Here is a 26,197-nt window from a genome sequence, read left to right as displayed (position 1 = left end):
TTGCCGCCGATAAATCAATCGTACGCTTGAGTGACCAAGTTCATGCGAGCGTCCGCATGGCCAGACGCTTTCACATAACCGGAAAAGTACCCGATCAGACGATCGGCGCTCAGGGAAGACGACTCCAGCGGCTCCACCGTCAACGTATAGGACGAGGGAAAAGCATGCGAGGCAGTGCCGGGCAAACCATCGCCACCGCATTCGAGTCGTCGACGCGATGTCGCCGCCTGTTGCGCTGGCAACATCGCGGTCATGCTCTCGCTGCTGGCGGCACAGGTGGGCGCCACCACGGCTCCGGAGAACGTGATCGTTCCCCCATCGGCGTGGGCCACCGGCACACCCAATGACACGGCGACAACGCAACCCATCCAGGTCTTGCGAATCCAGCCCTTCATAATCGCCCCTTCCCGTACCCCCTTTTTGGGGATACCTGATGGGATCTATCGGCGTGGGCCCCTTGCGCTTGATATCGAAAACCCGCGCAGGTCTTCGCAACGTGAACTGCGTCACGCTTTTGGCGGGTGTCGGGAAGGCGACCCGTGGAACGGCGGATTGGGCAGTGGCGAAGGGCGTCGCCGGGCTGATCCGGTTAGCGGCCGGTCTCAGCCGAACTTGAGCGTCTTGTTGGGCAACGGTTTAGGATCGGTTGCGCGACTTAACGTGAGGAGACGTACTTCTCGCGGCGGATATGCGCCACCGGCAGGCCGAAATCCTTCAGGGCGGTAAACGCCGCATCGACCATGTTCGGGTTGCCGCAAAGATAGGCGATGTCCCGCTCGGCGCTGGGCGCCAGCTCGGCCAGCACCTGCTGCACGTGGCCGGGGCGATCGTTCGGACGCGGCACCTCGCGGGGCTGGCGGCTCAGGCAGCCATGGAAGGTGAAGCCGGGGTTAGCCTGGGCAAAGGCCTCGAACTCCTCGCCGTACAGCAGCTCGGTTTCGTTGCGCGCGCCGTACAGCAGCACCACCTCGCGGCCCTGCTTCACCAGCTCGGTGATCTTGGGCAGCATGGCGCGATACGGCGTCACACCGGTACCGGTGGCCAGCAGCAGATAACGGCCATTGCTGTCGTTCGGCTGCAGGCAGAAGCGGCCGTAGGGGCCGCTGGCGCTGATTTCGCCGCCGATCGGCAGCTCGCCCAGCAACTTGGTGGCGGCGCCGCCTTCCACATAGCTCACGGCAATTTCGATGCGCTGCACCGGCGAGGAGCCATCGCCCACCGTACCCACCGAATAGCTGCGCTTGGTGGCGCTGCCATCGTCGTAATTGAAGTGGATCTGCAGGAATTGCCCCGGCGTGAAGGCCAGCGGCTGGCCGTCAGCGCGCTCGAAAGCCATGTGCCTGACGGTGGGCGCCAGCATGGTGCTGTCGACGAGACGGAGCTGAAAATGATCTGCCATGGGGTTTTCCGGGAAACAGTGCGTGCGTCGGCCGAGGCCGGGCGAGAGAGCAAGCCACGTATAATAGAAGGCTGGCCCCTTCGGTGCAGCCCATGTCCCCCTCTTCAACACCCGCGCTGGTAGTCGAAAACCTGCGCAAGACCTATAACAACGGCGTCGAAGCCCTCAAAGGCATCAGTCTCACGGTTCAGCCCGGCGATTTCTTCGCCCTGCTCGGCCCCAACGGCGCCGGCAAATCCACCCTGATCGGCATCCTGTCCTCGCTGGTGAACGCCACCGACGGCGACGCCAAGGTGTTCGGCGTCTCGGTCAACAAGCAGCGCGGCAAGGCCATGCAGCTGATTGGCCTGGTGCCGCAGGAAATCAACTTCAACCAGTTCGAGAAGCCCTTCGACATCTGCGTGAACGAGGCCGGCTTCTACGGCATCCCGCGCAAGGTCGCGATGGAGCGCGCCGAGAAGTACCTCAAGGAACTGCGCCTGTGGGACAAGGCCCACCATCAGGCACGCATGCTCTCCGGCGGCATGAAGCGTCGCCTGATGATCGCCCGCGCGATGATGAACGAGCCCAAGCTGCTCATCCTCGACGAACCGACCGCCGGCGTGGATATCGAGATCCGCCGTTCGATGTGGCAGTTCGTCAGTGGCATCAATGCCGCCGGCACCACGGTGATCCTCACCACGCATTACCTTGAAGAAGCGGAAACGCTCTGCCGCAACATCGCCATCATCGACCACGGCACCATCATCGAGAACACCTCGATGAAGCGCCTGCTGTCCTCGCTGGATGTGGAAACCTTCGTGCTCGACGTGAGCGACGCGCCGACCGACCTGCCCAACATCCCCGGCATCACCCTGCGCCGCGTCGACGACCACACGGTAGAGGCGGAAATGTCCCGCTCGCATGATCTCAACTCGCTGTTCGCGGGCCTGAGCGAGCGCGGCATGACGGTGACCTCGATGCGCAACAAGACCAATCGTCTGGAAGAACTGTTCGTGCGACTCGTCGAGAACGGCCGAAAAGACACCACGGAGAAGGCCGCATGAACGGCACGGGCAACCTCGTTGCACTCAACACCATCGTCCGACGCGAAATCGTGCGCATCATGCGCATCTGGACGCAGACGCTGATTCCGCCTGCGATCACGATGACGCTGTACTTCGTCATCTTCGGCAAGCTGATCGGCAGCCGCATCGGCCAGATGCACGGCTTCACGTACATGCAGTACATCGTGCCCGGCCTGGTCATGATGAGCATCATCACCAATAGCTACGGCAATATCTCCAGCTCGTTCTTCGGCGCCAAGTTCAGCCGCGCCGTGGAAGAAATGCTGGTGTCGCCCATGCCCAACTGGGTGATCCTGCTGGGCTACGTCACCGGCGCAGTCACCCGCGGCCTGGTCGTCGGCGCGCTGGTCTTGCTGATTGCGCTGTTCTTCACCGACCTGCACGTGGCACATCCCGTCATTACCTTCCTCTCGGTGCTGCTCGGTGCCACGGTGTTTTCGCTGGCAGGCTTCGTCAATGCGGTATTCGCCAAGAAATTCGACGACATCGCCCTGGTACCCACCTTCGTGCTCACCCCGCTCACCTATCTCGGCGGCGTGTTCTATTCGGTGGACCTGCTGGGCGAACCGTGGCGCAGCATCTCGATGGTCAACCCGATCCTCTACATGGTGAACGCCTTCCGCTTCGGCGTACTCGGCGTGAGCGACGTGCAGATCGGCGTGGCGTTCGCGGTGATGCTGGTGTTTGTGGTTGGCCTCGCGGCTGTTGCGCTGCACCTGCTCAAGCGCGGCATCGGCCTGCGTTCGTAATAGCGAAAACCTTGTAGGAGCGCACTTGTGCGCGACCGCAGAGTTGCGATGCACCGCTTCGCCTGGTTGTCGCGCACAAGTGCGCTCCTACAAAAGGAACCAAAGATCCATCCATGCGCGTCAACAAATACATCAGCGAAGCCGGCATCTGCTCCCGCCGCGAGGCGGACGAGCTGCTGCTGGCCGGCCGCGTCACCATCAACGGTGAAGTCGTCAGCACCGGCGCCAAGGCGCTGGAAGGCGACGAAGTGTGCGTGGACGGCGAGATCGTCAAGGCACGCGTGCTGGCAGCGACGCCGGCAGCCAAGCGCGCCGTCTACATCGCCCTGAACAAACCGGTCGGCGTCACCTGCACCACCGACCAGACGGTGAAAGACAACATCGTCGATTTCGTCGACCACAAAGAACGCATCTTCCCGATCGGCCGACTCGACAAGGATTCCGAAGGCCTGATCCTGCTCACCAGCAACGGCGATATCGTCAACGAAATCCTGCGCGCGGAGAACAACCACGAGAAGGAATACCTCGTGGCCGTAAACAAGCCCATCACCGACGAATTCCTCAAAGGCATGGCGCGCGGCGTACGCATCCACGGCCAGATGACCAAGCCATGCAAGGTGCGCAAGATCGCCAAGTTCGGCTTCGGCATCATTCTCACGCAGGGATTGAACCGGCAGATTCGTTTGATGGCTGCGGAGTTTGGCTATCGCGTGACCCAGTTACGGCGCGTGCGCGTGATCAACGTGAAGCTTGGGCACCTGAAGGTGGGCCAGTGGCGCAACCTGACCGAGATGGAGCTCAAAGGCTTGTTGCCAGGGCGGACGCAGTGGTGAGCTCGTTACACCGCAGCGCGGCGAGGATTTAAAGAAGAACTCGCTGCGCGCCGGCTTCGAAGCTCACCCTTTGTCGTGCCGGCTCGTCTGTGGGAGCGCACCCTGTGCGCGACAGCGACGCTGGGGTGTACCGCTCCGTAGGCTTGTCGCGCACAGGGTGCGCTCCCACAAAGAGCGATCGCAAGATTGAATGGGCGCCACAGCGTGCGAAATCCTTGTAGGAGCGCACTTGTGCGCGACCGTAGCGCCTGGGTGCTCCGCTCCGTCGGCTGGTCGCGCACAAGTGCGCTCCTACAAATAGCGGAACGGCACCCTCACTTCGCCGGCCGCGCCGCCTCCTCCACTTCCCTCGGCTTCCCCTGCTGCGGCGAATCCAGCTTCTTGATATCCACCGGCCGGATCTGCTTGATGAAGCACGGCGCATCGGCACCACCCGTGATGACGCGGTCGAACTTCGCCGACACTTCGCTGGCGCTCGAGGTCAGGGCGATGTGGTTTGTGAATTCGAGGTTGCGGCAGCGGCCGTCCAGATCGATCAGCCACGCTTCGTTCGAACGCGTATAGACGGCCAATTCCGTATCGCTCAACGGCTCCCACGACCACAGGCTGAAGTAGTGGAAACTGCTGACCGGTGCGCCGGCGGCAGCGGCGTAGGCCTGCTGGCGGGCTTGCATGCGCGAGGTGTAATCCTTGCCCACGCGGGTGCAGGCGCTGAGCGCTGCGATCACCGCGACGGCGGCAAGTAGGGATTTGGCTGCCATGATTTTCATCTCCATCAGTGCTGGTCTTGCAAACGCATGACGCGCAAGCGCGTGGACCTTATTTCTTTTTGCCGGACGACTTGCTGACTGGCTGCCACTTGGCCGGGTCGAAACCACCGGTTTCAAAAACCAGCGTCACCTTCTTCTCACCGTCCTGCAAGGTCACGTCCATGGTGATTTTCTTGGCCTTCTCCAGATGGGCGATGAAGCCCTTGTCGTCCTTGAACAACAAAGCCGGCTCACCCGTGGTCGGCGCAAACGCGGGGATGCTGCCGGGCTTGCCGTCGAAGGTGGCCTTGATCGAACACACGCCCTTGCACACGAAGCCATGCGGGCCGCCATTGAACAGGAAGGCATTCTGCCCCCACTCGGTATGACGGCGCAGCACCAGTCGCACGCGGTCCTCGCCCGCAGGCTGGCTGGTGTAGATGGTGGCGGTGGACTGCGTGCCGCCCTGCATCGGCGAGACCTGATACAGCCACAGGCCGGCGAGGCGGTTCTTCTCGCTGTTTTCCTTGTAGCGCTGTTCGATCGCCGGGAGGCTCTGCTGCACTTCCTTGGCCGCCTCGGTGTTGGGATAGCGCTTGAGGATCTCATTGCCCATCGTCACCGCCATCTCGTCGTTGCCGATGCGCTGCAGCTGGCGATAGGTGTCGAGCTTGCCCGCGGATTCGTCGGCCGGCGCCTGGGCCTGTTGCGGTGCCTGGGCCTGGTCGCCCGACTGGGAGCAGCCGGCAAGCATGAGCACGGTGCCGAAGGTGGTGGCGGCGAAGCGGAGGCGCTGGTTCATGGGCAAGGTCCTGTTGCGGTTAGGCGCTTAGAGTGGAACGAGGGTGAGTGGCGGCGCAAGCTGGGTGGCTTTGGGCATGACCGGGTCGCGCACAGGGTGCGCTCCCACAGGTGACAGGTCTCAGGCGCTGACGGGGGTGTCGCCGAAGCGTTCGCGCAGTTGGGTGCGGAAGCGTCGGCTGCACGGCAAGGTGGCGCCGTCGCGCATGGTCAGGCGCGCGTCGCCGGTTTCCAGCGGCTCCATTTCAGAGAGGTAGTCGAGGTTCACCAGATAGCTGCGATGCACGCGCACGAAGCGCGTGGGATCGAGCCGCTCCTCGATGCCAGCCATGGTGGCGCGCAGGGGATAGTCGCGGCCGCGCACATGCAGGTTCACGTAGTTGCCCGAGGCTTGCAGCCATTCGATCTCGCGTGCGGCGACAAGGAATTCCCTGCCGAGCTTGCGCACCAGGAAGCGTTCGGGGCGGTCGACTGGCTCGACCGGCGGGCCCTCGTCGGGTTCGGCCAGGAGGCTGGCCTCGCCCTGCAAGCGCAGGAGCAGCAGCCGATAGCCGCCGATGGTGGCCAGGAACAGGAAATAGGTGCGGATGTCCTTGAGGTATTCGTAGCCCAGTTGCCGCAGCCAGTCGTCACCGAAGTGGTACTGCCAGCCCAGCAGCGCCCGGTAGGCAACCATGCGCAGCACGATCATCAAACCGACATGCACCAGGCAGAACGCCACGCTCAGCGCCAGATGGATCTTCAGGTTCTGCCGCCAGTTGTCGAAGCGCAACGTCCAGCGGCGGCTGGCCATCACCACGAACGGCACCAGCGCCAGCATGACCAGGCTGCTGGTGGCCTCCCAGATCCACGGCTCGATGCTCTCGGCACGGTGGGTGCGATAGCTGTCGTCGAACCATGCGACGACCCCGTTGAACACGGTGTTGACGGTCATCATGACGACCCAGAAGCCGATCTCGAAGGGTCGGCGCCAGCGCTGGAAACGGGCGAAGTCGAAGGACGGCTTGGGTCTCATGTGCGGATTCTACGTGCACGGCGGCCGAACCCGCTCTTTTCGTCCCTCGCTGCCCCCTGCTCGTCCCTGTTTCAGGTCGATCAGTCACTTAGCGGCAGACGGCGACTGTGGCGCGACGGAGCATGCGTCATCCCGACCATGGAGTCCGCCGCTCATGAACCGCCGCCACGACATCGACGCCCTGCGCGTCCTGGCCTTCGGCCTGCTGATCCTCTACCACCTGGGCATGCTCTACGTGGGCCCTGCCGACGACTGGACGTTTCACCTTAAGAGCAGCTACATCGCCGACTGGCTGAAGTACCCGATGCTGGCCTCCAACTTCTGGCGCATGGATCTGCTGTTCCTGATCTCGGGCATGGCGATGCATTTCCTGCGCGGTCGCCTGAGCCTGCCGGCGCTTGCGTGGAAACGGACCGTGCGGCTGATGCTGCCCTTGCTGTTCGGCATGGCAGTGGTCGTGCCGATCCAGCCGTACGTGCAGGGCGTCGACAGAGGACTGGTGGCGCCGGGGTTCGGGCACTTCCTGTTGCACTACTGGACCGGTGGCCCATGGCCGGCGGGGGCGTTCGACGGCTGGCAGTACGGGGTCACCTGGAACCACCTGTGGTATCTGCCGTATGTGTGGAATTTCACGCTGGTGCTGATCGCGCTGATGCCGGCGCTGGAATCGGCGCCCGGGCAGCGCATGATTGCGACCCTGCACCGGCTCCGCGGCTGGCCGCTGCTGGTACTTCCCGCACTGCCCATGCTCGCTTTGAACCTGTTGCTGGCTGCCCGCTTCCCGCAGAACCACGCCGTGATCGGCGACTGGTACGCCCATGCCAGCTACGCCACGATGTTCTTCTACGGGTATGCCATCGGCAGGCATCCGGCGATGTGGGAAGAACTGGCGCGCCTGCGGCGTCGTTCGCTAGGCTTGGCCGCGTTCTGCTTCGCCGCCTTCGTGTTACTGGATCGGCTCGATGCCATCGTGGACATCAGCGGGTGGTCGTCCACCGTATTGGCCGCGGGGCATCACGTAGTCCGCGTACTGCGATTCATCTACATGTGGAGTGCCATCGCCGCAGTGCTTGGCTGGGGCCATCAATACCTCAACCGCCCTTTCCGCTGGCTGCCCTATGCGCGCGAAGCGGTGTTTCCCTGGTACATCCTGCATCAGAGCGTGCTGCTGGCAGTGGCTTACTGGCTGATCCCACTGAAGCTCGGTCCGGTGTTGGAGCCTACCCTGTTGCTGCTTGGCACTGTGGGTGGCTCCGCAGCGCTGCACGAGTGGGTGATCCGTCGCACGCCGTGGCTGCGTCCGTTGTTTGGTCTAGACGCTAGGCCGCGCACCGCACGATCGCAAGCGAATCTGGCGGCGCAGACGCAAAGCGCCTGAACCTGGTGCGGCAGCGGGAGCTCAGCTCTCGCTGCCCATCGAATCAAGATGCTCCACACGATGGATATCGCCCAGCCACAGGTAACACGTCCACGCCGGCGCATCGGGCCGCTCGAGGCGCACCACACCATTGATGCCCTCATTTTCCTGCGCATCGCGAAACACCTGCACATTCGGGCGTTCGCACACGACGCCGTCGTAGCTGGTGCCGTCCCTCATCTGCAAGACCACGTGGCCCTGGGTCGGCAATTGGTCGACCAGGTCTTCCAGGCGGCGGATCCTGGCGGGATCGGTGTATACGCGTTTGGCTAACTGGCCCATGCTTCACCTCAACGACTCGGTGACATCGCGACGCTAGGGCCGGCGTCGCCAACAGCCGGTCACACTCGTGTGAAGCTGCAGTGCTTTGCCTCGGCGCTTCAGCTGCCGATAATGGTCTCGCCCCCGCAAGGATCCCCTCATGCCCCCTGCTCCCGCGCAAGCTTCTGCGGAATCGCTGCGCTCGCACCCTGCATTCGTGCAGTTCTGGTTTGCCCGCATCTGTTCGGGCTTCGGTTTTCAGATGTTGTCGGTAGCGGTGGGTTGGCAGATCTACGCCATCACCGGCCGCGCGCTCGACCTGGGTCTCATCGGCCTGGTGCAGTTCTTTCCGTCGGTGATGCTGGCCTTGCCCGCGGGGCATGTGGCCGATCAATTCGAGCGTCGTCGCATCGTGATGTTCGGGCAGATCGTGGACATGCTTGCGATTGCCGTGCTCGCGGTGATCAGCCTGATGTACCTGGCGCAGGAGACGACGATACTCGCGCTGGTGTTCGTGATCGGCGTCGCCAAGGCCTTCGAATTCCCGGCACTGCAATCGATGCTGCCGGCGCTGGTGCCGTCGTCCATCCTGCCACGCGCGATGGCAGCCAGCGCATCGGCGGGACAGGCGGCGATGATCATGGGTCCTGCCGTTGGCGGCCTGCTCTATGTGGCGGGCGCCGGCGTCGTGTACAGCGTTTGCGCGGTGTTGTATCTGATCGCGGTCGTGCTGATGGCGCGCATGCGTTACGAGCAGGCGCAGCCCAGGCGTGAACCAGCCACGCTGAAGAGTTTGTTTGCGGGTGTGCATTTCATCCGCCGCCGGCCGGACGTGCTCGGCGTGATTTCGCTTGACCTGTTCGCCGTGCTGCTCGGCGGCGCCACCGCGCTGCTGCCGATTTTCGCCAAGGATATCTTGCATACGGGCCCCTGGGGATTGGGCCTGCTGCGCGCCGCGCCGGCAGTGGGCGCGCTGCTGATGTCGCTGTGGCTGGCACGCCACAGCATGGAGCGGCGCGTCGGGCCGATTATGTTTGCCTCGGTAGCCGGCTTTGGCGTGGCGACCCTGGTGTTCGCCTTGTCCAAAGTGCTGTGGCTTTCGCTGATCGCCCTGTTCGCGCTCGGCGCGTTCGACATGGTGAGCATGGTGATCCGCGGCGCGCTGGTGCAGCTGGACACGCCTGACGACATGCGCGGCCGCGTGAGTGCGGTCAATGCCATCTTCATCAATACGTCCAACCAGCTCGGCGAATTCGAGTCGGGCATGCTCGCCGCGTGGCTGGGTGCGATCAACGCCACGGTGATTGGCGGGATCGGCACGCTGGTGGTGGTCGGCCTGTGGATGGCGATGTTTCCCAGCCTGCGTCGTCGCCAGAGCCTGCGCGCCGAACCGCTGCCGGTGGTGGAGCCGACAAGCGCGGAGACGACCATCTAGGCATGCCCAGCGCCATCCGGCGCACCGTGCTTTGATCTACATCAAGTGCGGCCTGCAGCGGCTCCTTAGCATGGCGCTGTCTCCAGTCCGGCCCCACATCCCATGCACGTCGATATCGCGATTGTTGGCGCAGGCCCTGCGGGGCTGTGCTTTGCCCGAACGCTGGCACACCGGGGCCTGAGCGTCCTGCTGGTCGAGCAGCAGTCGCTGGCGTCGCTGCGCGACCCGCCGTTCGACGGGCGCGAGATCGCCTTGACGCAACGCTCCGTGCGCATCCTGCATGAGCTCGGCATCTGGCAGCGGCTGGGACCCGCGGACGTCTCACCGCTGCGCAGCGCACGCGTGCTCAATGGACAGTCCCGGCACGGCCTGCGCGTCTCGCCGAACTCCGAAGCTGAGGATGCTCTGGGCTATCTCGTCCCCAATCACCGTATTCGCCGCGCCGCCTACGCCAGCATCGAGCACGAACCGACCATCACGTTCGCGTGCGATACCTCGGTCGAAGCGGTGACGCTCGGTGATGACGCCGCACGCCTGCGCTTGTCGAACGGTGGCGAGGTGACCGCGAAACTCATCGTCGCCGCCGATAGCCGCTACTCGCGCGTACGACGCGACGTGGGCATCGCCGCCGACATGCATGACTTCGGCAAGACCATGCTGGTTTGCCGGATGGCACTGGAGAAGCCACATGGCGATGAAGCGCTGGAATGGTTTGGCCACCACCAGACGCTGGCTGCCCTGCCGTTGAACAACGCAGAGGCTTCGATCGTGCTGACCTTGCCCCCGCACGATATCCAGCGTGTGATGGCCATGGATGACAGGGCCTTCCAGGCCGACATGCGTCGCCGCTTCGATGGGCGCTTCGGCGAAATGCGGCTCACCTCCACGCGACATGCTTATCCCCTGGTCGGTGTTTATGCGCGCCGCTTCATGGCGCAACGCCTCGCCCTGATCGGCGACGCCGCCGTGGGCATGCATCCGGTGACCGCACACGGATTCAATCTCGGCTTGCGCAGCGTGGAGGCGTTGGGCGGTCTGGTCGCCCAGGCTGCTGCCAACGGTGGCGATATCGCCTCCGCCGATCTGCTGCGCCGCTATCAAGGCAGGCATCGCCGCGCCACCTGGCCGCTCTACGCAGCGACCACCGCCATCGTGGCGATCTACACCAACGAGGGACCTGCCGCGCGGCTCACCCGCACCGCGCTGCTGCGGGCCAGCCAGGCCTTGCCGCCCGTGCGGCGCGCCATCGCGCATGCACTGACCGCGGGGCATCCGGTCGCCGCTGAGGTGCGCCGACATCGCAGCTGAACAAACCACCTGATTATTTACGCATCGCTCACACCACCGCTGGCAACGTGAACCAACTTATTGCAGGAGGACGCCATGAGCCGTCACCACGACCTCGAAAATACCGTCAACGGCGTCCGTGACCGCGTACGCCACTACGCTGGCGAGGCCGCCGACCGCGCGGATGAGCTGGTGGAACGCGGCCGCGATGCCACCCGTCGCTTCGGTCGCAACCGCACGACGTACGCACGCCGCATTGGTCATGCCGCGGAAGATTTCGCCGACGAAGCCAACTACCAGTATCGCCGCCTGCGTCGCCACGTGAACCGCCATCCGGTGGCCACCACCGCCATCATTGCGGGCACGGTAGGCGCGTTCTTCCTGTTGCGACATCTGTTTCGCGGGGACGACGATTGAGGTTGCTCATCGCATAACAGGAACCCGCCGCAAGGCGGGTTTCTTTTGGATGGCCATTTGATCGATTCATTACCCCCTGTGGGAGCGCACCCTGTGCGCGACGCTCTGCATGTTGCGCCGTCGCGCACAGGGTGCGCTCCCACAGGGAGGAGATGAAAAAAAACGCCGCGGAATTCCGCGGCGTTTTTTGCTCAACTCAGCAACTTCAGACCGACTCAGGATTCGGCTTGTCCGGATCCAGCTTATAGGTCTTGATGGCGCGAGCGACGTCCTTCGCATTGACCTTGCCGTCCTTCGCCAGCGCAGCCAGGGCGGCGTGGGCGATCCAGTAGCGGTCGACTTCGAAGAAGCCACGCAGGTGCGCGCGCGTATCCGAGCGGCCGTAACCGTCGGTGCCCAGCACGGTGTAACGCATGCCGTCCGGCATGAAGGCACGGATCTGGTCGGAGTACTCGCGCACGTAGTCGGTGGCGGCGACGGCCGGGCCCTGACGGCCCTGCAGCAGGCCGGTCACGTACGGCACGCGCTGTTCCGCTTCCGGATGCAGGCGGTTCCAGCGCTCGGCGTCGAAACCGTCGCGACGCAGTTCGCTGAAGCTCGGGCAGGACCAGATGTCCGAGGTCACGCCGAAATCCTTCTCCAGCAACTCGGCGGCAGCGATCACTTCGCGCAGGATGGTGCCCGAACCCAGCAACTGCACGCGCGTCTCGCCCTTCTTCGGCTTGCCGGCGTCCTTGAACAGGTACATGCCCTTGATGATGCCTTCCTCGGCACCGGCCGGCATGTCCGGGTGCTGGTAGTTCTCGTTCATCACGGTCAGGTAGTAGTACACGTCCTGCTGTTCCTGCAGCATGCGGCGCGTGCCGTCCTGCAGGATCACCGCGACCTCGTAGGAGAACGTCGGGTCGTACGACTTCACGCTCGGGATCGCACCAGCGAGCAGGTGCGAGTGACCGTCTTCGTGCTGCAGGCCTTCACCGTTGATGGTGGTGCGGCCGGCGGTGCCGCCGATCAGGAAGCCGCGCGCACGCATGTCGCCCGCCGCCCAGGCCAGGTCGCCGATGCGCTGGAAGCCGAACATCGAGTAGTACACGAAGAACGGCAGCATCGGCTGGTTGCTGATGCTGTAGCTGGTCGCCGCAGCCATCCAGGCAGCCATGCCGCCGGCCTCGGAGATGCCTTCCTGCAGCACCTGGCCCTTCTGGTCTTCGCGGTAATACAGCAGCTGGTCGGCATCCTGCGGACGGTACTTCTGGCCGAACGGCGCGTAGATGCCGATCTGGCGGAACATGCCTTCCATGCCGAACGTGCGCGCTTCGTCGGCCACGATCGGCACGATGCGCTCGCCGATCTGCTTGTCGCGCAGCATCAGGTTCATGCCGCGCACCAGCGCCATGGTGGTGGAGATTTCGCGCTCGCCGGTGCCCTTGGTGATCTGCTCGAAGGCCGACAGTTCCGGCGCCTTGAGCTTCACATCGGAGGTACGGCGACGCTGCGGCAGCGAACCGCCCAGCGCGCGGCGACGCTCCAGCATGTACTGCACTTCCGGCGAGTCCTTGCCCGGGTGGTAGTACGGCACGTCGGCCAGCTGATCGTCCGGCACCGGGATGTTGAAGCGGTCGCGGAAGTGGCGCACGGCGTCGGCGTCCAGCTTCTTCTGCTGGTGCGTCGGGTTCTGCGATTCGCCGGCGGCGCCCATGCCGTAACCCTTCACCGTCTTGGCGAGGATCACGGTCGGCATGCCCTTGGTCTTCACGGCCTGGTCGTACGCCGCGTACACCTTGTGCGGATCGTGGCCGCCGCGGTTCAGGCGCCAGATGTCGTCGTCCGACAAGTTGGCGACCATCTCGCGCGTTTCGGGATACTTGTTGAAGAAGTGCTCGCGCGTATAGGCGCCACCGAAGGCCTTGCAGGCCTGGTACTCGCCGTCGACGGTTTCCATCATCAGCTTGCGCAGCACGCCCTTGGTGTCGCGCGCGAGGAGCGGATCCCAGTAGCTGCCCCACACCACCTTGATGGCATTCCAGCCGGCGCCGCGGAACACGCCTTCCAGTTCCTGGATGATCTTGCCGTTGCCGCGCACCGGACCGTCCAGGCGCTGCAGGTTGCAGTTGATCACGAACACCAGGTTGTCCAGGCCTTCGCGGCCGGCCAGCGAGATGGCGCCGAGCGACTCGGGCTCATCGGTTTCGCCGTCGCCCAGGAAGCACCAGATCTTGCGATCGGTCTTGGGCATCAGGCCGCGGTGTTCCAGGTACTTCCAGAACTGCGCCTGGTAGATCGCCTGGATCGGGCCCAGGCCCATCGACACCGTCGGCACCTGCCAGTAGTCCGGCATCAGCCAGGGATGCGGGTAGGACGACAGGCCACGGCCATGACCGGCCACTTCCATGCGGAACAGGTCGAGCTGGTCCTCGGCGATGCGGCCTTCCAGGAAGGAGCGCGCATACACGCCCGGGCTCGAATGGCCCTGGTGGAACACCAGGTCGCCCGGATGATCGGCGCTCGGAGCGCGCCAGAAATGGTTGAAGCCCACGTCATACAGCGTGGCCGACGAGGCGAAGCTGGCAATGTGGCCGCCCAGCTCGCCCGGCTTGCGGTTGGCGCGCACCACCATCGCCATCGCATTCCAGCGGATCAGCGTGCGGATGCGCCATTCCATCGCGGCGTCGCCCGGCATCTTGGCTTCGTTGGCCGGCGAGATGGTGTTGACGTACTCGGTGGTCGGGTTGAACGGCAGGTAGCCGCCAGCCCGGCGCGTCGAATCGACCATCTTCTCCAGCAGGTAATGCGCACGCTCGGTGCCATCGTGATTGATGACCGCGTTGAGCGATTCGACCCATTCCTGGGTTTCGGTGGGGTCGAGGTCTTGCTGGAGGATGTCGTCGAGCTGATCCATGGGGAGCTTCTCTCCGCGGCGCCGGGGGGATGGCGCGGCTGTAAGTGGACGTCTCCGCGGGGGGAGACGGGGAACCTTCCGAGTTTAGCTCCGACGGGGTTTTTCGCCAATTGGATCGAGACAATACGGGGGCGAATGGGGGTGGGGGAGGGGTTCGACTTTGGTCGGGAGGGGGTGGCAGGGTTTTGCTTTTGTTGGTCATTCCGGCACGGGCCCGCCTTCGCTTGTCATCCCTGCGCTGCACGAGAGGGGGCAGGGGTGCTCGTCGTTGCAGCGTAGGTGGCGTTTTGTTTGCTATGCCGACGCAGACCGGGGGCGCGCTTCAACAGCCGAATGGCTGGTCATTCAGTTTCGTCAGTCTTCGGTTGTTGCCTCGAGGCCAGCTTGCCGCCTACGCGGCGGGCGTTTCGATCGGCTGCCGCCGACCGAGTCACTTTTCTCTTGCTGGCCCAAGAGAAAAGTAACCCAAAGAGAATGGCCTGATGACGCCCGCAGCATTGTGTTGGGATAAGCCCGAGCGCTTGAGGCGCGTCGTTGTGGGACAACCTCCGAGGGTACATAGTGGGTACTTCCAAGCGCTGCGCAACGCGCCCGAATCCCTGAGGACTTAAAGCGGAGCCTCGCTGCGCTTCGGCCTTGGCCGTGCATCGCGCACTCGTGTCTCGCCTCGCGCTTGGCTTGTCTGTGGGAGCGCACCCTGTGCGCGACAGCCGCGCTGCGGTGTACCGCTCCGTAGGTTTGTCGCGCACAGGGTGCGCTCCCACAGAAGAGCCGACCGGCAAGGTTGATCCTCAACCCACGAACCTGCRTAACCCTTGTAGGAGCGCACTTGTGCGCGACCGCAGAGCTGGGATGTACCGCTCCGTAGGCTGGTCGCGCACAAGTGCGCTCCTACAAAAAGAGCCGCCCAACAGCGTCGGACGTTGCGTGGCTCTTGATCTGGCTCGCCGCTCTCCGCTCTTGGCTCTCCGCTCTTGGCTTTCCGCTCTCGGGGTCCCCGCAACCCGCCCGCGTACCTGGAGGGCCGCAGGCCCGGAAGGCGCGTCATCCGGGGGGCCCTTTCTTTTGGTTACTTTTCTTTGGGCAAGCAAAGAAAAGTAACCGGGCCGCGGCAGCGGCACGGAAGCCCGCGGCAGGCGAGCCAGATCGCCCTATCGCAACAATCGAAGCGCACCGCTACTGGATCCCGGCCTGCGCCGGAATGACGAACAGAAACGTTCCCGCGAGCACCCGCCCCTCACCCCAACCCTCTCCCCGGAGGGGAGAGGGAGAGAGTCGCCGGCACGTCATCGCAACCCGCACAAACGCAACCCAAACAACAAAAAACGGGGCCCTCAAGGCCCCGTTCTCAAACGCTCAAAAGCAAAGGCGAAACCTCAGCTGCGCCGCTCACCCTGCGCCTGACGAATCTGCGCATCCACCGCCGCAATCGCCGTCATATTCACCACACGACGCGGCGTCGCCGCCGGCGTGAGGATATGCGCGGGCTTATTGATGCCCATCAGGATCGGGCCAATCGCCACGCCGTCCGTCATCACGCGCACCATGTTGTACGTGATGTTCGCAGCGTCCAGATTCGGCATCACGAACAGATTGGCGCGACCGCTCAGCGTGGTATTGGGGAACATGCGCAAACGCAGTGCCTCATCCCACGCGGTGTCGGCCTGCATCTCGCCGTCCATATCGAGCTTGTGCCCACGCTGCACCAGGATCTCGCGCACCTTGCGCATCTTGGCCGCGCTGGCGTTCTCGTGGCTGCCGAAATTCGAATGCGACAGCAGCGCGATCTTCGGCTCGATGCCGAACAACTTCAGGCGATAGCTGGCCTGCAGCGTCGCTTCGGCAATCTGCTCGGCGGTGGGATCGCACTGCACGTGGGTGTCGAGGAAGAACCAGGCACCCTGGTCGTTGATCACGCCCGTCATCGCCGAGGTGCACGACACGCCCGGATCGAGGCCGAACACGCTGCGCATATAGCCGAGCTTCTTGTGGAAGCGCCCGACCAGGCCGCAGATCATCGCGTCGGCTTCGCCGCGCTCGACCATGATCGAAGCGATCAGCGTGGGACGCGAGCGCAGCAGGTTCTTCGCCGCTGCCGGCGACACGCCGCGGCGCTCGGTGAGTGCGTGGTACTGCTGCCAGTACTCGTTGAAGCGCGGATCGTCGTCGATATTGGTGAGTTCGAAATCCACACCCTGGCGCATGCGCAGGCCCAGGCGCTCGATGCGTGTCTCGATCACGCTCGGGCGGCCGATCAGGATCGGGAACGCCAGGCGCTCGTCGATCACCGTCTGCACCGCGCGCAATACGGTCTCTTCCTCGCCCTCGGCGTAGACCACGCGCTTGAGATCAGCGCGCGCGCGCTCATACACGGGCTTCATCAGCAGGCCGGTGCGATAGATGAACTGGCCGAGCTTTTCCTTGTACGCCTCCATGTCCACGATCGGACGCGTGGCCACACCGGAATCCATCGCGGCCTGCGCCACGGCCGGCGCCAGCATCACCAGCAGGCGCGGATCGAACGGACGCGGAATCAGATAGTCGGGGCCGAACGTCGGCACGTCGCCGCCGTAAGCGCTGGCCAGGTCGCCGGCTTCCATGCGGGCCAGCTCGGCAATGGCGCGCACGCAGGCGGTCTTCATCGATTCGTTGATGACGGTGGCGCCCACGTCGAGCGCACCGCGGAAGATGTATGGGAAGCACAGCGCGTTGTTGACCTGGTTCGGATAGTCCGAACGGCCGGTCGCGATGATGCAATCCGGGCGCACCATCTTGGCGTCTTCTGGCGAAATCTCCGGATTGGGATTGGCCAGCGCTAGGATGATCGGCCGCGCATTCATCGTGGCGACCATTTCCGGACGCAGGATGCCACCGGCCGAGAGACCGAGGAACACGTCCGCGCCAACGACGATGTCCGCCAGCGTGCGCTTCTCGGTATCGCGCGCATAGCGCTGTTTGTCCGGGTCCATGTGGTCGCGGCCGGTATACAGCACGCCTTCGCGATCGAACGCGAGGATGTTCTCGGGCTTGAGGCCCAGCGCCACCAGCATGTCCAGGCAGGCGATGCCCGCGGCGCCCACACCGGTGGTGGCGAGCTTCACGTCCTGGATTTTCTTGCCGACTACTTCCAGTGCGTTGACGATGGCCGCGCCCACGATGATCGCGGTGCCGTGCTGGTCGTCGTGGAACACCGGGATCTTCATGCGCTCGCGCAACTTGCGCTCGACGATGAAGCACTCCGGCGCCTTGATGTCTTCCAGATTGATGCCACCGAAGGTGGGCTCGAGCGAGGCGATGATGTCGACCAGCTTGTCCGGGTCGCGCTCGTTGATCTCGATGTCGAACACGTCGATGCCGGCGAACTTCTGGAACAGCACGCCCTTGCCTTCCATCACCGGCTTGCCGGCGAGCGGACCGATGTCGCCCAGGCCCAGCACGGCGGTGCCGTTGGTGATCACGGCGACGAGGTTGCCGCGCGCGGTCATTTCGCTGGCGGCGTTGGGATCCTCGACGATGGCCTCGCAGGCATAAGCCACGCCGGGCGAGTAAGCGAGCGCGAGATCGCGCTGCGTGACCATCGGCTTGGTCGCGCTCACCTTGATCTTGCCGGGGCGCGGGAGGCGGTGGTACTCGAGAGCGGCGAGGCGCAGTTCTTCGGTAAGGGCCATGGGATAGGAATCGAGTGATGGGGAGTCGGGTGCCGCGAGGCGGCATCTTCGAATGGTATCACCGCCGGCCACCCTTCCCCGACGATGCGCTGCAGCATGGTGACGTTATGGTTCACACAACTGGTATGCAGACGACAACCTGCCTGTTGTGGGAGCGCACCCTGTGCGCGACAAGCCAACGGAGCGATACATCCACGCGTGGCATGTCGCGCACAGGGTGCGCTCCCACAGGAGGTCAGTTACAGACTCAGCGAAAGCGCCTCCGCCTGCACCTTGCCCATGTGTATGCGATTGACGAACAACGAGAATGCCAGCTTGCCCGCGAGTCCGTGCGCATGCTGCATCCAGGGCGGCAGCCAGCGCGGCGCGGCAATCACGCCCGATTCGAAATACGGTTGCAGGCTGATGACATCGTGCAAGGCCAGCTTGCCCGCAAAAAGATGCCGCAGCATATCCATGCGACGTTGCTTCAGTGCCCAGCGAAAGAACGTGTGCACGGTGAGCAGGCCGGACAGATAGACGTTGTCCTTGGCGAACGCCGCGCCGCCGGTGAGCGGCACGCCGCGGAACACGCGCTGGGCGGAGTGGAAACTGTCCGCCGGGTACTGTCCGCACTCGCAGAAGAAGCGGTAGACCTCGACGAAATCCGCACCGCTCAAGGCCATGTCGATGGCCAGGATGCGCAGGCTGATGCGTTTGAGGCGCGAGATATCGATGGCGCCGGACATCAGCTCGGCAAACACGGCCAGCCCTTCCTGCGTCGCCGTGACGCGCGGCGAGGTGCGCCCGAACGACGCCAGCAGCGGCTGCGCACGGCCATTGAGCGCGGTGAGCGAATGCACCAGCGCTTCATGCGCCAGCAATTGATGGCGGTCGTAGTCGGTAAAGCGCGTGCCGCCGCGAAGACGGATGCGGGTGGCGCCAGCCGCCGCTTTGGCAGTCAGTTCCGGGTCCACTTCCACGGAAATCAGCGGTGCGCCGAAGAATTCGTCCAGCGTCTTGCTCAGGTCCGCGCGCAGATCCTCGGCAGAGATGGCCACCAGCACGTCGTCGGCAATCAGATCCGAACCGAGCTCGTCGGCGAGCTCCACGAAATAACGCGCCGCATCCAGGTTGCTGCGATCGCTGCCGGAAATCAGGTCGCCGGGGCGGCCATACAAGACGATGGAGGGCGCGGTGACCTGGTCGGTGCCAACCGCCTCGAGCATTTCGGCGGCGATGCGCCACGACTCCGCCGTGCGGGACAGGTACTCGCCCAAGGGATCGTCATAGCCCGCTTCGCGCTCGATCGCGGCCAGTTCGGCGCGCTCGGCGGAGAGGTCGGGCACGGTGTATTGCACCTCGGGCAGGCTGTACTGGCCCCTGGCGTAGGCCCCGATCATGCGGTCTTCCAGCGAGGCGGGCCACGCCACCGTGGACAGGATGCGGATGCCCCTCACTGCCGCCAGCAGGCGCTGGTCGAGGTCGGCGTAACGTTGCAGGTCCGGCGGAAGCGCGGCGCCATGGCTATTCATGCCGGCCTCCGTTGACGCACGCTGTCGATGCGCTGGATCAGCTCGGCGGCGATCGGGCTGGGCTTGAATGCCGCGAGCAAACTCGTACGCCCGATCGGCATGAAGCTGATGTCCTTGCCAAGGACGGGCGACTCCTGGCGCAGTGACAAGGTGATGCGCGGTGGGCTGACCATCACGGTGGCATTGACGTTGGTGACGTTGGCCAGTGGAACACGCGATTGCTCGCCCCTGTTCCTGACCAGCAACTGGTCGCCTTCGAGCCACACTTCATCGACCAGGCCAAACAGCAGCCACTTGAACAGTGCGTAGCCGAACAAGGCCATGATCAGCGGGCCGGGCAATACCGCCAGCATCTTCATGTCGTGCGTGACCAAGGCGCTGCCAGCCCATACCACCGTCCACAGCGCCAGGAAACCAAACCAGAACGCGGGAAACACCCGCTTAAAGAAGAACGTCGAACGCGACGACAGCCGCTGCATGCCCGCTTCCCCAACCAAGACGGTCCGATAGTAGTCCACCCGCTGGGCGAGGACAGCGCCCCGCTCGACTATTCGCGGTCGCGCGTATGGCGGTTCGTATGCGGCCGCGTGGCCGGACGCCCACCACGCTGGCGGCGCAGCTTGGCTTCCAGGGTGGTCGCCTGCTCTTCGCGTTCGTCGCGCAATTTCAAATAGTTGCGCCAGCGCTCGGCCGACAGGTCGCCGCTGTCGAGCGCTGCCTGCACCGCGCAGCCGGGCTCGCTGCCGTGGCCGCAGTCGGCGAAGCGGCACTGCTCGGCGAGTTGCTCGATATCGGCGAACAGGTCCAGATTTTCTTCGCCGGTGAGCTTGAGCTCGCGCATGCCGGGCGTGTCGATCAGGCAGCCGCCGCTCGGCAGCTGCAACAGCGCTCGATAGGTGGTCGTGTGCCGGCCGCGGCTGTCATGGCCGCGCACTGCGCTGGTGGCCATGCGCTCGCTGCCGAGCAGCGTATTGGTGAGGGTGGACTTGCCGGCGCCGGACGAACCTACCAGCACCGCGCTGTCGCCGAGCTGCAGATACGGCAGCAGCAACGCGATGCTGGCCGGATCCTTGCCGTTGATGGCATGCACGGGTGTGCCCTGGGGCAGGCGTTCGCGCAAGGCGGCCAGCACCGCGGCGGCATCCTCGCGCGTGTCGAGCTTGCTCAGCAGCACGACCGGCTGTGCGCCCGAGCCTTCGGTAAGCGACAGATAGCGCTCGATGCGCGCCGGATTGAAGTCGCCATCCAGCCCGGTCAGCACCAGCACGTAGTCGATGTTGGTGGCGATGAGCTGGCGTTCGTAACGCTCGCCGGCGGCGGCGCGGGAAAGCACGGTACGGCGTGGCTGCACTTCCACGATGTGCGGCGGCTTGCCGGCTTCGATTTCCACGAAGTCGCCCACCGCGGGCCGATCGGACGGATCCAGGCTGCGCTTGAGGAAATGGCCGGCCGGCTGGGCACCAAACAGGTGCTCGCCGTCGTGCAATTCGTAGCCGGCGCGGTGCTGCGCCACTACGCGTGCCAACTGCCGGCCTTCGGCGGGCAGGGTGTCCCCACGCCAGCCGATCCGGCGCAGTCGCTCGATGGTTTCGGGGTGCGTCATGGGTGGCCATTATGCCCTGCTCCAGGGCCTGCCCGAAAAATGCCCGAAACTAAGCGATTTTTGGCTCCCCAACCGCGCCGGGACGCTGTTAGCATGCAATGGCGGTCAGATTCTTGCGCCGCAACAACACCAAGACGAAGGACGCTTGCGTTGGCCTCGATCAAACCCAGTGCGCACCTGGCGGACGTGCGCTATGAAATCCGTGGCGCGCTCACCCGGCGATCCCGTGAGCTGGAGGCGGCTGGCCTGCCGATCATCAAGCTCAATATCGGCAATCCCGGCCGCTACGGCTTCGAAACGCCGGCCCATCTGCGCGAAGCGATCGCCCGGCATCTGCACGACAGCGAAGCCTACGGACACGAGCAAGGCCTGGAAGAAGCCCGCGAGGCCATCGCCGCCCAGCAGCGCCATCGTGGCGCGCGTGGCGTCGAAGTGGAGCGCATCTTCGTCGGCAACGGCGTGAGCGAACTGATCGACCTGAGCCTGCGCGCCCTGCTGGCGCCGGGCGACGAAGTGCTGCTGCCCAGCCCGGATTACCCGCTGTGGAGCGCCGCCACCATCCTCAACGACGGCAAGCCGCGCTATTACCGCTGCCTGGCGGAGAACGGCCACCTGCCCGATCCGGCGGAAGTCGAAGCGCTGATTACCCCGCGCACCCGCGCCCTGGTGCTGATCAACCCGAACAATCCCACCGGCGCCGTGTATCCGCGCGAGCTGCTGGAGCGCATGGTCGACATTGCCGCCAGGCATCGCCTGCTGCTGCTCTGCGACGAGATCTACGACGAGATCCTGTACGACGGCACCGTCTTCCAGCCGCTGGCCGAAGTGGCCGGCGACGTGCCCTGTGTCAGCTTCGGCGGACTCAGCAAAGTGCACCGCGCCTGCGGTTACCGAGTGGGTTGGATGAGCCTGTCGGGCGATCCCGCCCGCACGGCGGACTATCGCGACGCCCTGCAACTGCTCGCGGCGCTGCGCCTGTGCGCCAACGTGACCGCGCAGTGGGCCGTGCGTCCCGCGCTGGAAACTGCGCCGACCATCAACGCGCTCACCGCGCCGGGCGGACGCCTGCACGAAGCGCGTCGCGCCGTACTGGAGGGCGTCGCCGCCAGCGAATTCCTCGACCTGGTGTCGCCGGCCGGTGCGTTGTACGCCTTCCCCCGCGTTCGCGCCGATCGCCTGGCCGACTTCGACGACAACGCGTTCGCGCTGCGCCTGCTGGAAGAAGAATCTGTGCTGGTGGTGCCGGGCAGCAGCTTCAACGTGCCGCACAGCCGCCACCTGCGCCTGACGCTGTTGCCGCAACCGGAGCAGTTGCGCGAGGTGTTCGTGCGCATGGAGCGCGTGCTGGCGGGTATGGCCGCCACGCAGAAGCCCCGCACGGCCGCGATCGCCTGACAACGCATGCGTTATCTCGCCCTGGGTGATTCCTATTCGGTCGGCGAAGGCGTGCCCGAAGCGGGCCGCTGGCCGGTACAGCTGGCCGTGCGTCTGCGTCGCGAAGGCGTGGCGCTGGACGATCCCACCATCGTTGCCACCACGGGCTGGACTACGGACGAGCTGTCGGTCGCGATGGATGCAACGAGTTTTACGCCGCCATATGAGCTGGTGAGTCTGCTGATAGGCGTGAACAACCAGTACCGCGGACGCAGTGCGGACGAGTATCGCGACGAATTCCGCCGACTGCTCGAGCGGGCGGTAGATCTTGCCGGCAGGCGCAGCGGGCGCGTGCTGGTGTTGTCGATCCCCGACTGGGGCGTCACGCCGTTCGCGCATGGCAGCGGCCGCGACGTGCTGCGCATTGCCAGCGAACTGGATGCCTATAACGCGATCGCCCGCGAGGAAAGCGAGCGCCGCGGTGCGCATTTCGTGGATATCACCGGCATCTCGCGCCAGCATCCCGCCTTGCTTGCTGACGACGGGCTGCATCCTTCCGCTGCGCAGTATGCGTTGTGGACCGAGGCGGCCGTGCCGGTGGCCGTGGCCATGCTTGCCGGCTAACGATCCCCTTGTAGGAGCGCACTTGTGCGCGACCGCGACGCCAAATCCGGCCTCGGTCTCCGGCGTAGCGAACAGCATTGGCGCGACAACCCCGTGACATGGCGTCACCGGTCGCGCACAAGTGCGCTCCTACAAGGGGGCTGTGCATTCGTGCTGACGGAAACCACACTGCAACCTCACCGCCATCGTGCGGTGACGTAACCGCGGCACTCTGAGATCCCGGTAACCACCGGGAGAGACAGCCATGGCGACCTTCCACTGCCGCAGCGCCTTCATCTCCGACGTGCACTTGGGCACGCCAGACTGCAAGGCCAGTTATCTGCTCGATTTCCTGCGCAAACTGCGTTGCGAAAAGCTGTATCTGGTCGGCGACATCATCGACATGGAAGCGCTGGCACGCCGCACCTGGTGGCATGTCGACCACGGCGCGGTGATTGCCGAGGTGCTTGATCTCGCCCGGCGCGGTGTCGAGGTCGTCTATATCCCCGGCAATCATGACGCCCCGATGCGCGGCCTGGCCGGCCAACAGTTTGGCGGCGTGAAAATCGAGCTGGACGCGGTGCACGAAGGCGCCGATGGCCGCCGCTACCACGTCAGCCACGGCGACGAATTCGATCCGGAGCAAGTCGGGCGCACATGGATGGTGCACCTGGGGGAAGTGATGCATCGCTTCATCTGCTGGACCAATCGCCGGGTCCACGCGATGCGCCGCCGCCTGGAACTGCCCTATCTGCCGCTGTCGATCATCGTGAAATCGCACATCGGCAAGGCGCTGGCCTATATCCGCGCCTATGAGGAGCGCGTGGCCAACGATGCCCGCGAACGCGGCTTCGACGGCCATATCTGCGGCCACATCCATTTCGGCCACGTGCGCGAGATGGACGGCGTCCTTTATCTGAACGACGGCGACTGGGTGGAGCACTGCACGGTGCTGGTGGAAGATCACACCGGCGCGATGGAGTTGATCCATTGGAGCGAGCAGTACGCGCCGCTGGGTCGGGCCAGCCGCGAGCTGGTGCTGCCCTCGCCCGCTGCCGCCCTGGCGCTGGCGCCGCTGACGCGGGCAAAGCTGGATTTGACGGAGTTGCGGCCGGCGGCTTGAGACAGCCTCTCCAACCCGTCATACCAGCGAAAGCCGGAATGACGGTGCCCTTGAGGGTTGTCGCCAGCTTTGGATCGAGCCCCCTTGCATCCCCAAAATCCGCCGGCATATCCACAGGCGCTACAATTCGCCTTCTTTGCCGGAGCCACCGCCCCCATGTCCCTCGACAGCGCCACCCGCGAACGTATTGAATCCCTGCTGCAGAACCACCGCGTGGTGCTGTTCATGAAGGGCACCCGCCAGCAGCCGATGTGCGGTTTCTCCTCGGCAGCCACCAACACGCTCAACGAGCTGTTGCCGGACTACCACACGGTGAACGTGCTGGAAGACCCGGAAATCCGCGAAGGCATCAAGGCTTACGGCGACTGGCCGACGATTCCCCAGCTGTATGTGGGCGGCGAACTGGTCGGCGGCGCCGACATCATTCGCCAGATGTACGCCAGCGGCGAGCTGCACCAGCTCTTCGGCGCGACCGCCCCGGATCGCACGCCGCCTGAGATCACAATTACCGACAAGGCCGCGGAAGCCATCCGTCAGGGCACGGCCAATGCCCAGGGCCTGGCCCTGCATCTGGAGATCGGTCCGGACCATAGCGCCGGCTTCCAGCTGGCGCCGGGCGGCGAGCATGACATCGTGGTGTCCTCCAACGGCATCGAAGTGCACTTTGACCCGGGCAGCGCCCAGCGCGCCAAGGGCATCGTGATCGACTGGGTGTCCACCGTGCAGGGCGAAGGCCTGAGCCTGAAGTTCCCGGGCGCGCAGGAGATCGGCACGCTCACCGTGCAGCAGCTCAAGGAGCGCCTGGCCGCCGGCGACATCACCCTGGTGGACGTGCGTCCGGCCCACGGTCGCGCAGCCGCCGCACCGCTGCCGCAGGCCCGCATCCTGGAAGAGGAAGGCTACGACGCCCTGGCCAACCTGCCCAAGGACGCCCCGATCGCCTTCATCTGCCACCACGGCGTGTCCAGCCGCGGCGTGGCCGAGCGCTTTGCCGCGCACGGCTTCAGCAAGGTCTATAACGTCGAAGGCGGCATGGATGCGTGGGCGCAGCAGATCGATCCCACGGTGCCGCGCTACTGAGCAGTTAGCCCCGGACCTCGCGGTTCACCAAAAGCGCCTGCCCCCGGCAGGCGCTTTTTTGTTTGTTCGGCCCTCAGCCAGTCGAAGCCTTCAACGACGGCGAACTGAAAGGCGTGCCTGTTAGCATATTGCGACCATCTCACTTTCGTGCCCTATGCGCATTCTGCTCGTCGAAGATGATTCCCTCGTATCCGACGCCATTTCCCGTGGCCTGATCGGATCCGGTTATGTAGTCGACGCAGTGGGCGACGCCGAATCGGTGACGTCCCGCCTGGCCGATACCCATTACGACCTGGCCATCGTGGACCTGGGCCTGCCGGGCGAAGACGGCCTGTCGCTGGTGCGCCGCCTGCGTCGCGGCGGCAGCTCGCTGCCGTTGTTGATCGTCACCGCCCGCGATGGCCTGGACGACCGCATCAATGCGCTGGACCTGGGCGCGGACGACTACCTGGTCAAGCCGTTTGCCCTGCCCGAACTGGCCGCCCGTTGCCGCGCCCTGATCCGCCGCGCCACCGCCGCTGCCGCCAACGAGATCGTGATCGGCGGCCTGCGCATCGACCTGGCCGGTCGCCGGGCGCTCAACGAAAAGGGTGAAGCGCTCGAACTCACCCGCCGCGAGTGGTCGATCCTGGAATGCCTGGCCCATCACAGCGGCCGCGTGGTGAGCAAGGAGCGGCTGACCCAGGCCATCACCGGCTGGAGCGAAGACATCTCCGGCAACGCCATCGAGGTTCATGTGTCGCGTCTGCGCAGCAAGCTGGGCAGCGCCGCCACGGTGCGCGGTATTCGCGGCCTGGGCTACCGGCTCGAAGACGCCTGAGCCGCGCCAAAGTTCTGATCCAGCCGCTGCGGGTGGCATGATGCCGGGCAGGTGTGCGGGGTAAGGAAGTGCATCGCCTGGAT

23 protein-coding genes are annotated in these 26,197 nt (G+C 64.8%); 12 read left to right on the top strand and 11 right to left on the bottom strand.

The annotated features are described in order from the left end of the window. Positions 1-14 precede the first annotated feature (14 nt). Both AB4Y82_RS15805 and AB4Y82_RS15800 read right to left on the bottom strand, forming a co-directional pair. Positions 15-395 carry a hypothetical protein gene (locus tag AB4Y82_RS15805; RefSeq protein ID WP_441605540.1) on the bottom strand — a complete coding sequence of 127 codons (381 nt, stop codon included), beginning with the start codon at positions 393-395 and terminating at the stop codon, positions 15-17. A gap of 260 nt (positions 396-655) precedes the next feature. Beyond that, positions 656-1,399, bottom strand: coding sequence for an FAD-binding oxidoreductase (locus AB4Y82_RS15800; protein ID WP_441605541.1), 744 nt, complete (start codon positions 1,397-1,399; stop codon positions 656-658). A gap of 92 nt (positions 1,400-1,491) precedes the next feature. On the opposite strand from AB4Y82_RS15800, the gene AB4Y82_RS15795 reads away from it, so the two are divergent. From AB4Y82_RS15795 to rluF, 3 genes are all read left to right on the top strand, one after another. Beyond that, positions 1,492-2,445: an ABC transporter ATP-binding protein gene (locus tag AB4Y82_RS15795; protein ID WP_441605542.1), complete on the top strand. Its 954-nt coding sequence runs from the start codon at positions 1,492-1,494 to the stop codon at positions 2,443-2,445. Next, a complete protein-coding gene (locus AB4Y82_RS15790; RefSeq protein WP_441605543.1) occupies positions 2,442-3,215 on the top strand; it encodes an ABC transporter permease in 774 nt (257 codons plus the stop codon). Before AB4Y82_RS15795 ends, AB4Y82_RS15790 begins: the two co-directional genes overlap by 4 nt. A 113-nt stretch (positions 3,216-3,328) precedes the next feature. Further along, on the top strand, positions 3,329-4,048 hold the full coding sequence (gene rluF / locus AB4Y82_RS15785) for a 23S rRNA pseudouridine(2604) synthase RluF (RefSeq protein ID WP_441605544.1): 720 nt from the start codon (positions 3,329-3,331) through the stop codon (positions 4,046-4,048). 314 nt (positions 4,049-4,362) lie between these two features. On the opposite strand, the gene AB4Y82_RS15780 is transcribed toward rluF, so the two are convergent. The 3 genes from AB4Y82_RS15780 to AB4Y82_RS15770 form a co-directional block, all read right to left on the bottom strand. Next, positions 4,363-4,809 carry a DUF6491 family protein gene (locus AB4Y82_RS15780; RefSeq protein WP_441605545.1) on the bottom strand — a complete coding sequence of 149 codons (447 nt, stop codon included), beginning with the start codon at positions 4,807-4,809 and terminating at the stop codon, positions 4,363-4,365. A gap of 58 nt (positions 4,810-4,867) precedes the next feature. Then, positions 4,868-5,599, bottom strand: coding sequence for a hypothetical protein (locus AB4Y82_RS15775; RefSeq protein ID WP_441605546.1), 732 nt, complete (start codon positions 5,597-5,599; stop codon positions 4,868-4,870). 120 nt (positions 5,600-5,719) lie between these two features. Then, on the bottom strand, positions 5,720-6,613 hold the full coding sequence (locus tag AB4Y82_RS15770; RefSeq protein WP_441605547.1) for a LytTR family DNA-binding domain-containing protein: 894 nt from the start codon (positions 6,611-6,613) through the stop codon (positions 5,720-5,722). Positions 6,614-6,767: 154 nt separating this feature from the next. On the opposite strand from AB4Y82_RS15770, the gene AB4Y82_RS15765 reads away from it, so the two are divergent. After that, a complete protein-coding gene (locus AB4Y82_RS15765) occupies positions 6,768-7,991 on the top strand; it encodes an acyltransferase family protein (RefSeq protein ID WP_441605548.1) in 1,224 nt (407 codons plus the stop codon). 21 nt (positions 7,992-8,012) lie between these two features. On the opposite strand, the gene AB4Y82_RS15760 is transcribed toward AB4Y82_RS15765, so the two are convergent. Continuing rightward, positions 8,013-8,312 (bottom strand): DUF3247 family protein, encoded by a 300-nt coding sequence (locus tag AB4Y82_RS15760; RefSeq protein ID WP_441605549.1) that lies wholly within the window; start codon positions 8,310-8,312, stop codon positions 8,013-8,015. 139 nt (positions 8,313-8,451) lie between these two features. On the opposite strand from AB4Y82_RS15760, the gene AB4Y82_RS15755 reads away from it, so the two are divergent. From AB4Y82_RS15755 to AB4Y82_RS15745, 3 genes are all read left to right on the top strand, one after another. Then, entirely contained in the window at positions 8,452-9,726 is a 1,275-nt protein-coding gene (locus AB4Y82_RS15755; protein WP_441605550.1) for an MFS transporter, read from the top strand. Between the two features lie 102 nt (positions 9,727-9,828). After that, positions 9,829-11,034, top strand: a complete 1,206-nt coding sequence (gene ubiM, locus AB4Y82_RS15750) for a 5-demethoxyubiquinol-8 5-hydroxylase UbiM (RefSeq protein WP_441611466.1) — start codon at positions 9,829-9,831, stop codon at positions 11,032-11,034. A gap of 75 nt (positions 11,035-11,109) precedes the next feature. Next, positions 11,110-11,430, top strand: a complete 321-nt coding sequence (locus tag AB4Y82_RS15745) for a hypothetical protein (protein WP_441605552.1) — start codon at positions 11,110-11,112, stop codon at positions 11,428-11,430. Between the two features lie 205 nt (positions 11,431-11,635). Here the strand turns inward: AB4Y82_RS15745 and aceE are convergent, their stop codons facing one another. The 5 genes from aceE to rsgA form a co-directional block, all read right to left on the bottom strand. After that, complete coding sequence (aceE, locus tag AB4Y82_RS15740; RefSeq protein ID WP_441605553.1) at positions 11,636-14,329, bottom strand: pyruvate dehydrogenase (acetyl-transferring), homodimeric type; 2,694 nt, start codon at positions 14,327-14,329, stop codon at positions 11,636-11,638. Positions 14,330-15,705: 1,376 nt separating this feature from the next. Further along, on the bottom strand, positions 15,706-17,997 hold the full coding sequence (locus tag AB4Y82_RS15735) for an NADP-dependent malic enzyme (RefSeq protein WP_441605240.1): 2,292 nt from the start codon (positions 17,995-17,997) through the stop codon (positions 15,706-15,708). A gap of 239 nt (positions 17,998-18,236) precedes the next feature. Further along, positions 18,237-19,511 carry a flavohemoglobin expression-modulating QEGLA motif protein gene (locus tag AB4Y82_RS15730; RefSeq protein ID WP_441605239.1) on the bottom strand — a complete coding sequence of 425 codons (1,275 nt, stop codon included), beginning with the start codon at positions 19,509-19,511 and terminating at the stop codon, positions 18,237-18,239. Next, positions 19,508-19,990 (bottom strand): hypothetical protein, encoded by a 483-nt coding sequence (locus AB4Y82_RS15725; RefSeq protein ID WP_441605238.1) that lies wholly within the window; start codon positions 19,988-19,990, stop codon positions 19,508-19,510. Before AB4Y82_RS15725 ends, AB4Y82_RS15730 begins: the two co-directional genes overlap by 4 nt. A gap of 68 nt (positions 19,991-20,058) precedes the next feature. After that, on the bottom strand, positions 20,059-21,114 hold the full coding sequence (rsgA, locus tag AB4Y82_RS15720; protein WP_441605237.1) for a ribosome small subunit-dependent GTPase A: 1,056 nt from the start codon (positions 21,112-21,114) through the stop codon (positions 20,059-20,061). 150 nt (positions 21,115-21,264) lie between these two features. Here rsgA and AB4Y82_RS15715 point away from each other — a divergent pair, with 150 nt between their 5' ends. From AB4Y82_RS15715 to AB4Y82_RS15695, 5 genes are all read left to right on the top strand, one after another. After that, positions 21,265-22,509: an aminotransferase class I/II-fold pyridoxal phosphate-dependent enzyme gene (locus AB4Y82_RS15715; RefSeq protein WP_441605236.1), complete on the top strand. Its 1,245-nt coding sequence runs from the start codon at positions 21,265-21,267 to the stop codon at positions 22,507-22,509. Positions 22,510-22,515: 6 nt separating this feature from the next. Further along, the gene (locus AB4Y82_RS15710; RefSeq protein WP_441605235.1) at positions 22,516-23,112 is read left to right on the top strand and encodes an SGNH/GDSL hydrolase family protein; all 597 of its coding nucleotides are present in this window, start codon (positions 22,516-22,518) and stop codon (positions 23,110-23,112) included. Positions 23,113-23,356: 244 nt separating this feature from the next. Further along, positions 23,357-24,214: a UDP-2,3-diacylglucosamine diphosphatase gene (locus AB4Y82_RS15705; RefSeq protein ID WP_441605234.1), complete on the top strand. Its 858-nt coding sequence runs from the start codon at positions 23,357-23,359 to the stop codon at positions 24,212-24,214. Positions 24,215-24,370: 156 nt separating this feature from the next. Further along, on the top strand, positions 24,371-25,294 hold the full coding sequence (gene grxD / locus AB4Y82_RS15700; protein ID WP_441605233.1) for a Grx4 family monothiol glutaredoxin: 924 nt from the start codon (positions 24,371-24,373) through the stop codon (positions 25,292-25,294). Between the two features lie 154 nt (positions 25,295-25,448). After that, positions 25,449-26,114 (top strand): response regulator, encoded by a 666-nt coding sequence (locus AB4Y82_RS15695; protein ID WP_441605232.1) that lies wholly within the window; start codon positions 25,449-25,451, stop codon positions 26,112-26,114. Positions 26,115-26,197: the final 83 nt, after the last annotated feature.

Origin of the sequence: Dyella sp. 2YAF14 (assembly GCF_052114725.1) — a bacterium.
GTDB lineage: Bacteria > Pseudomonadota > Gammaproteobacteria > Xanthomonadales > Rhodanobacteraceae > Dyella.
The sequence above is the reverse complement of the archived record's forward strand: the minus strand, read 5'-3'. Positions and strand labels throughout refer to the sequence as shown.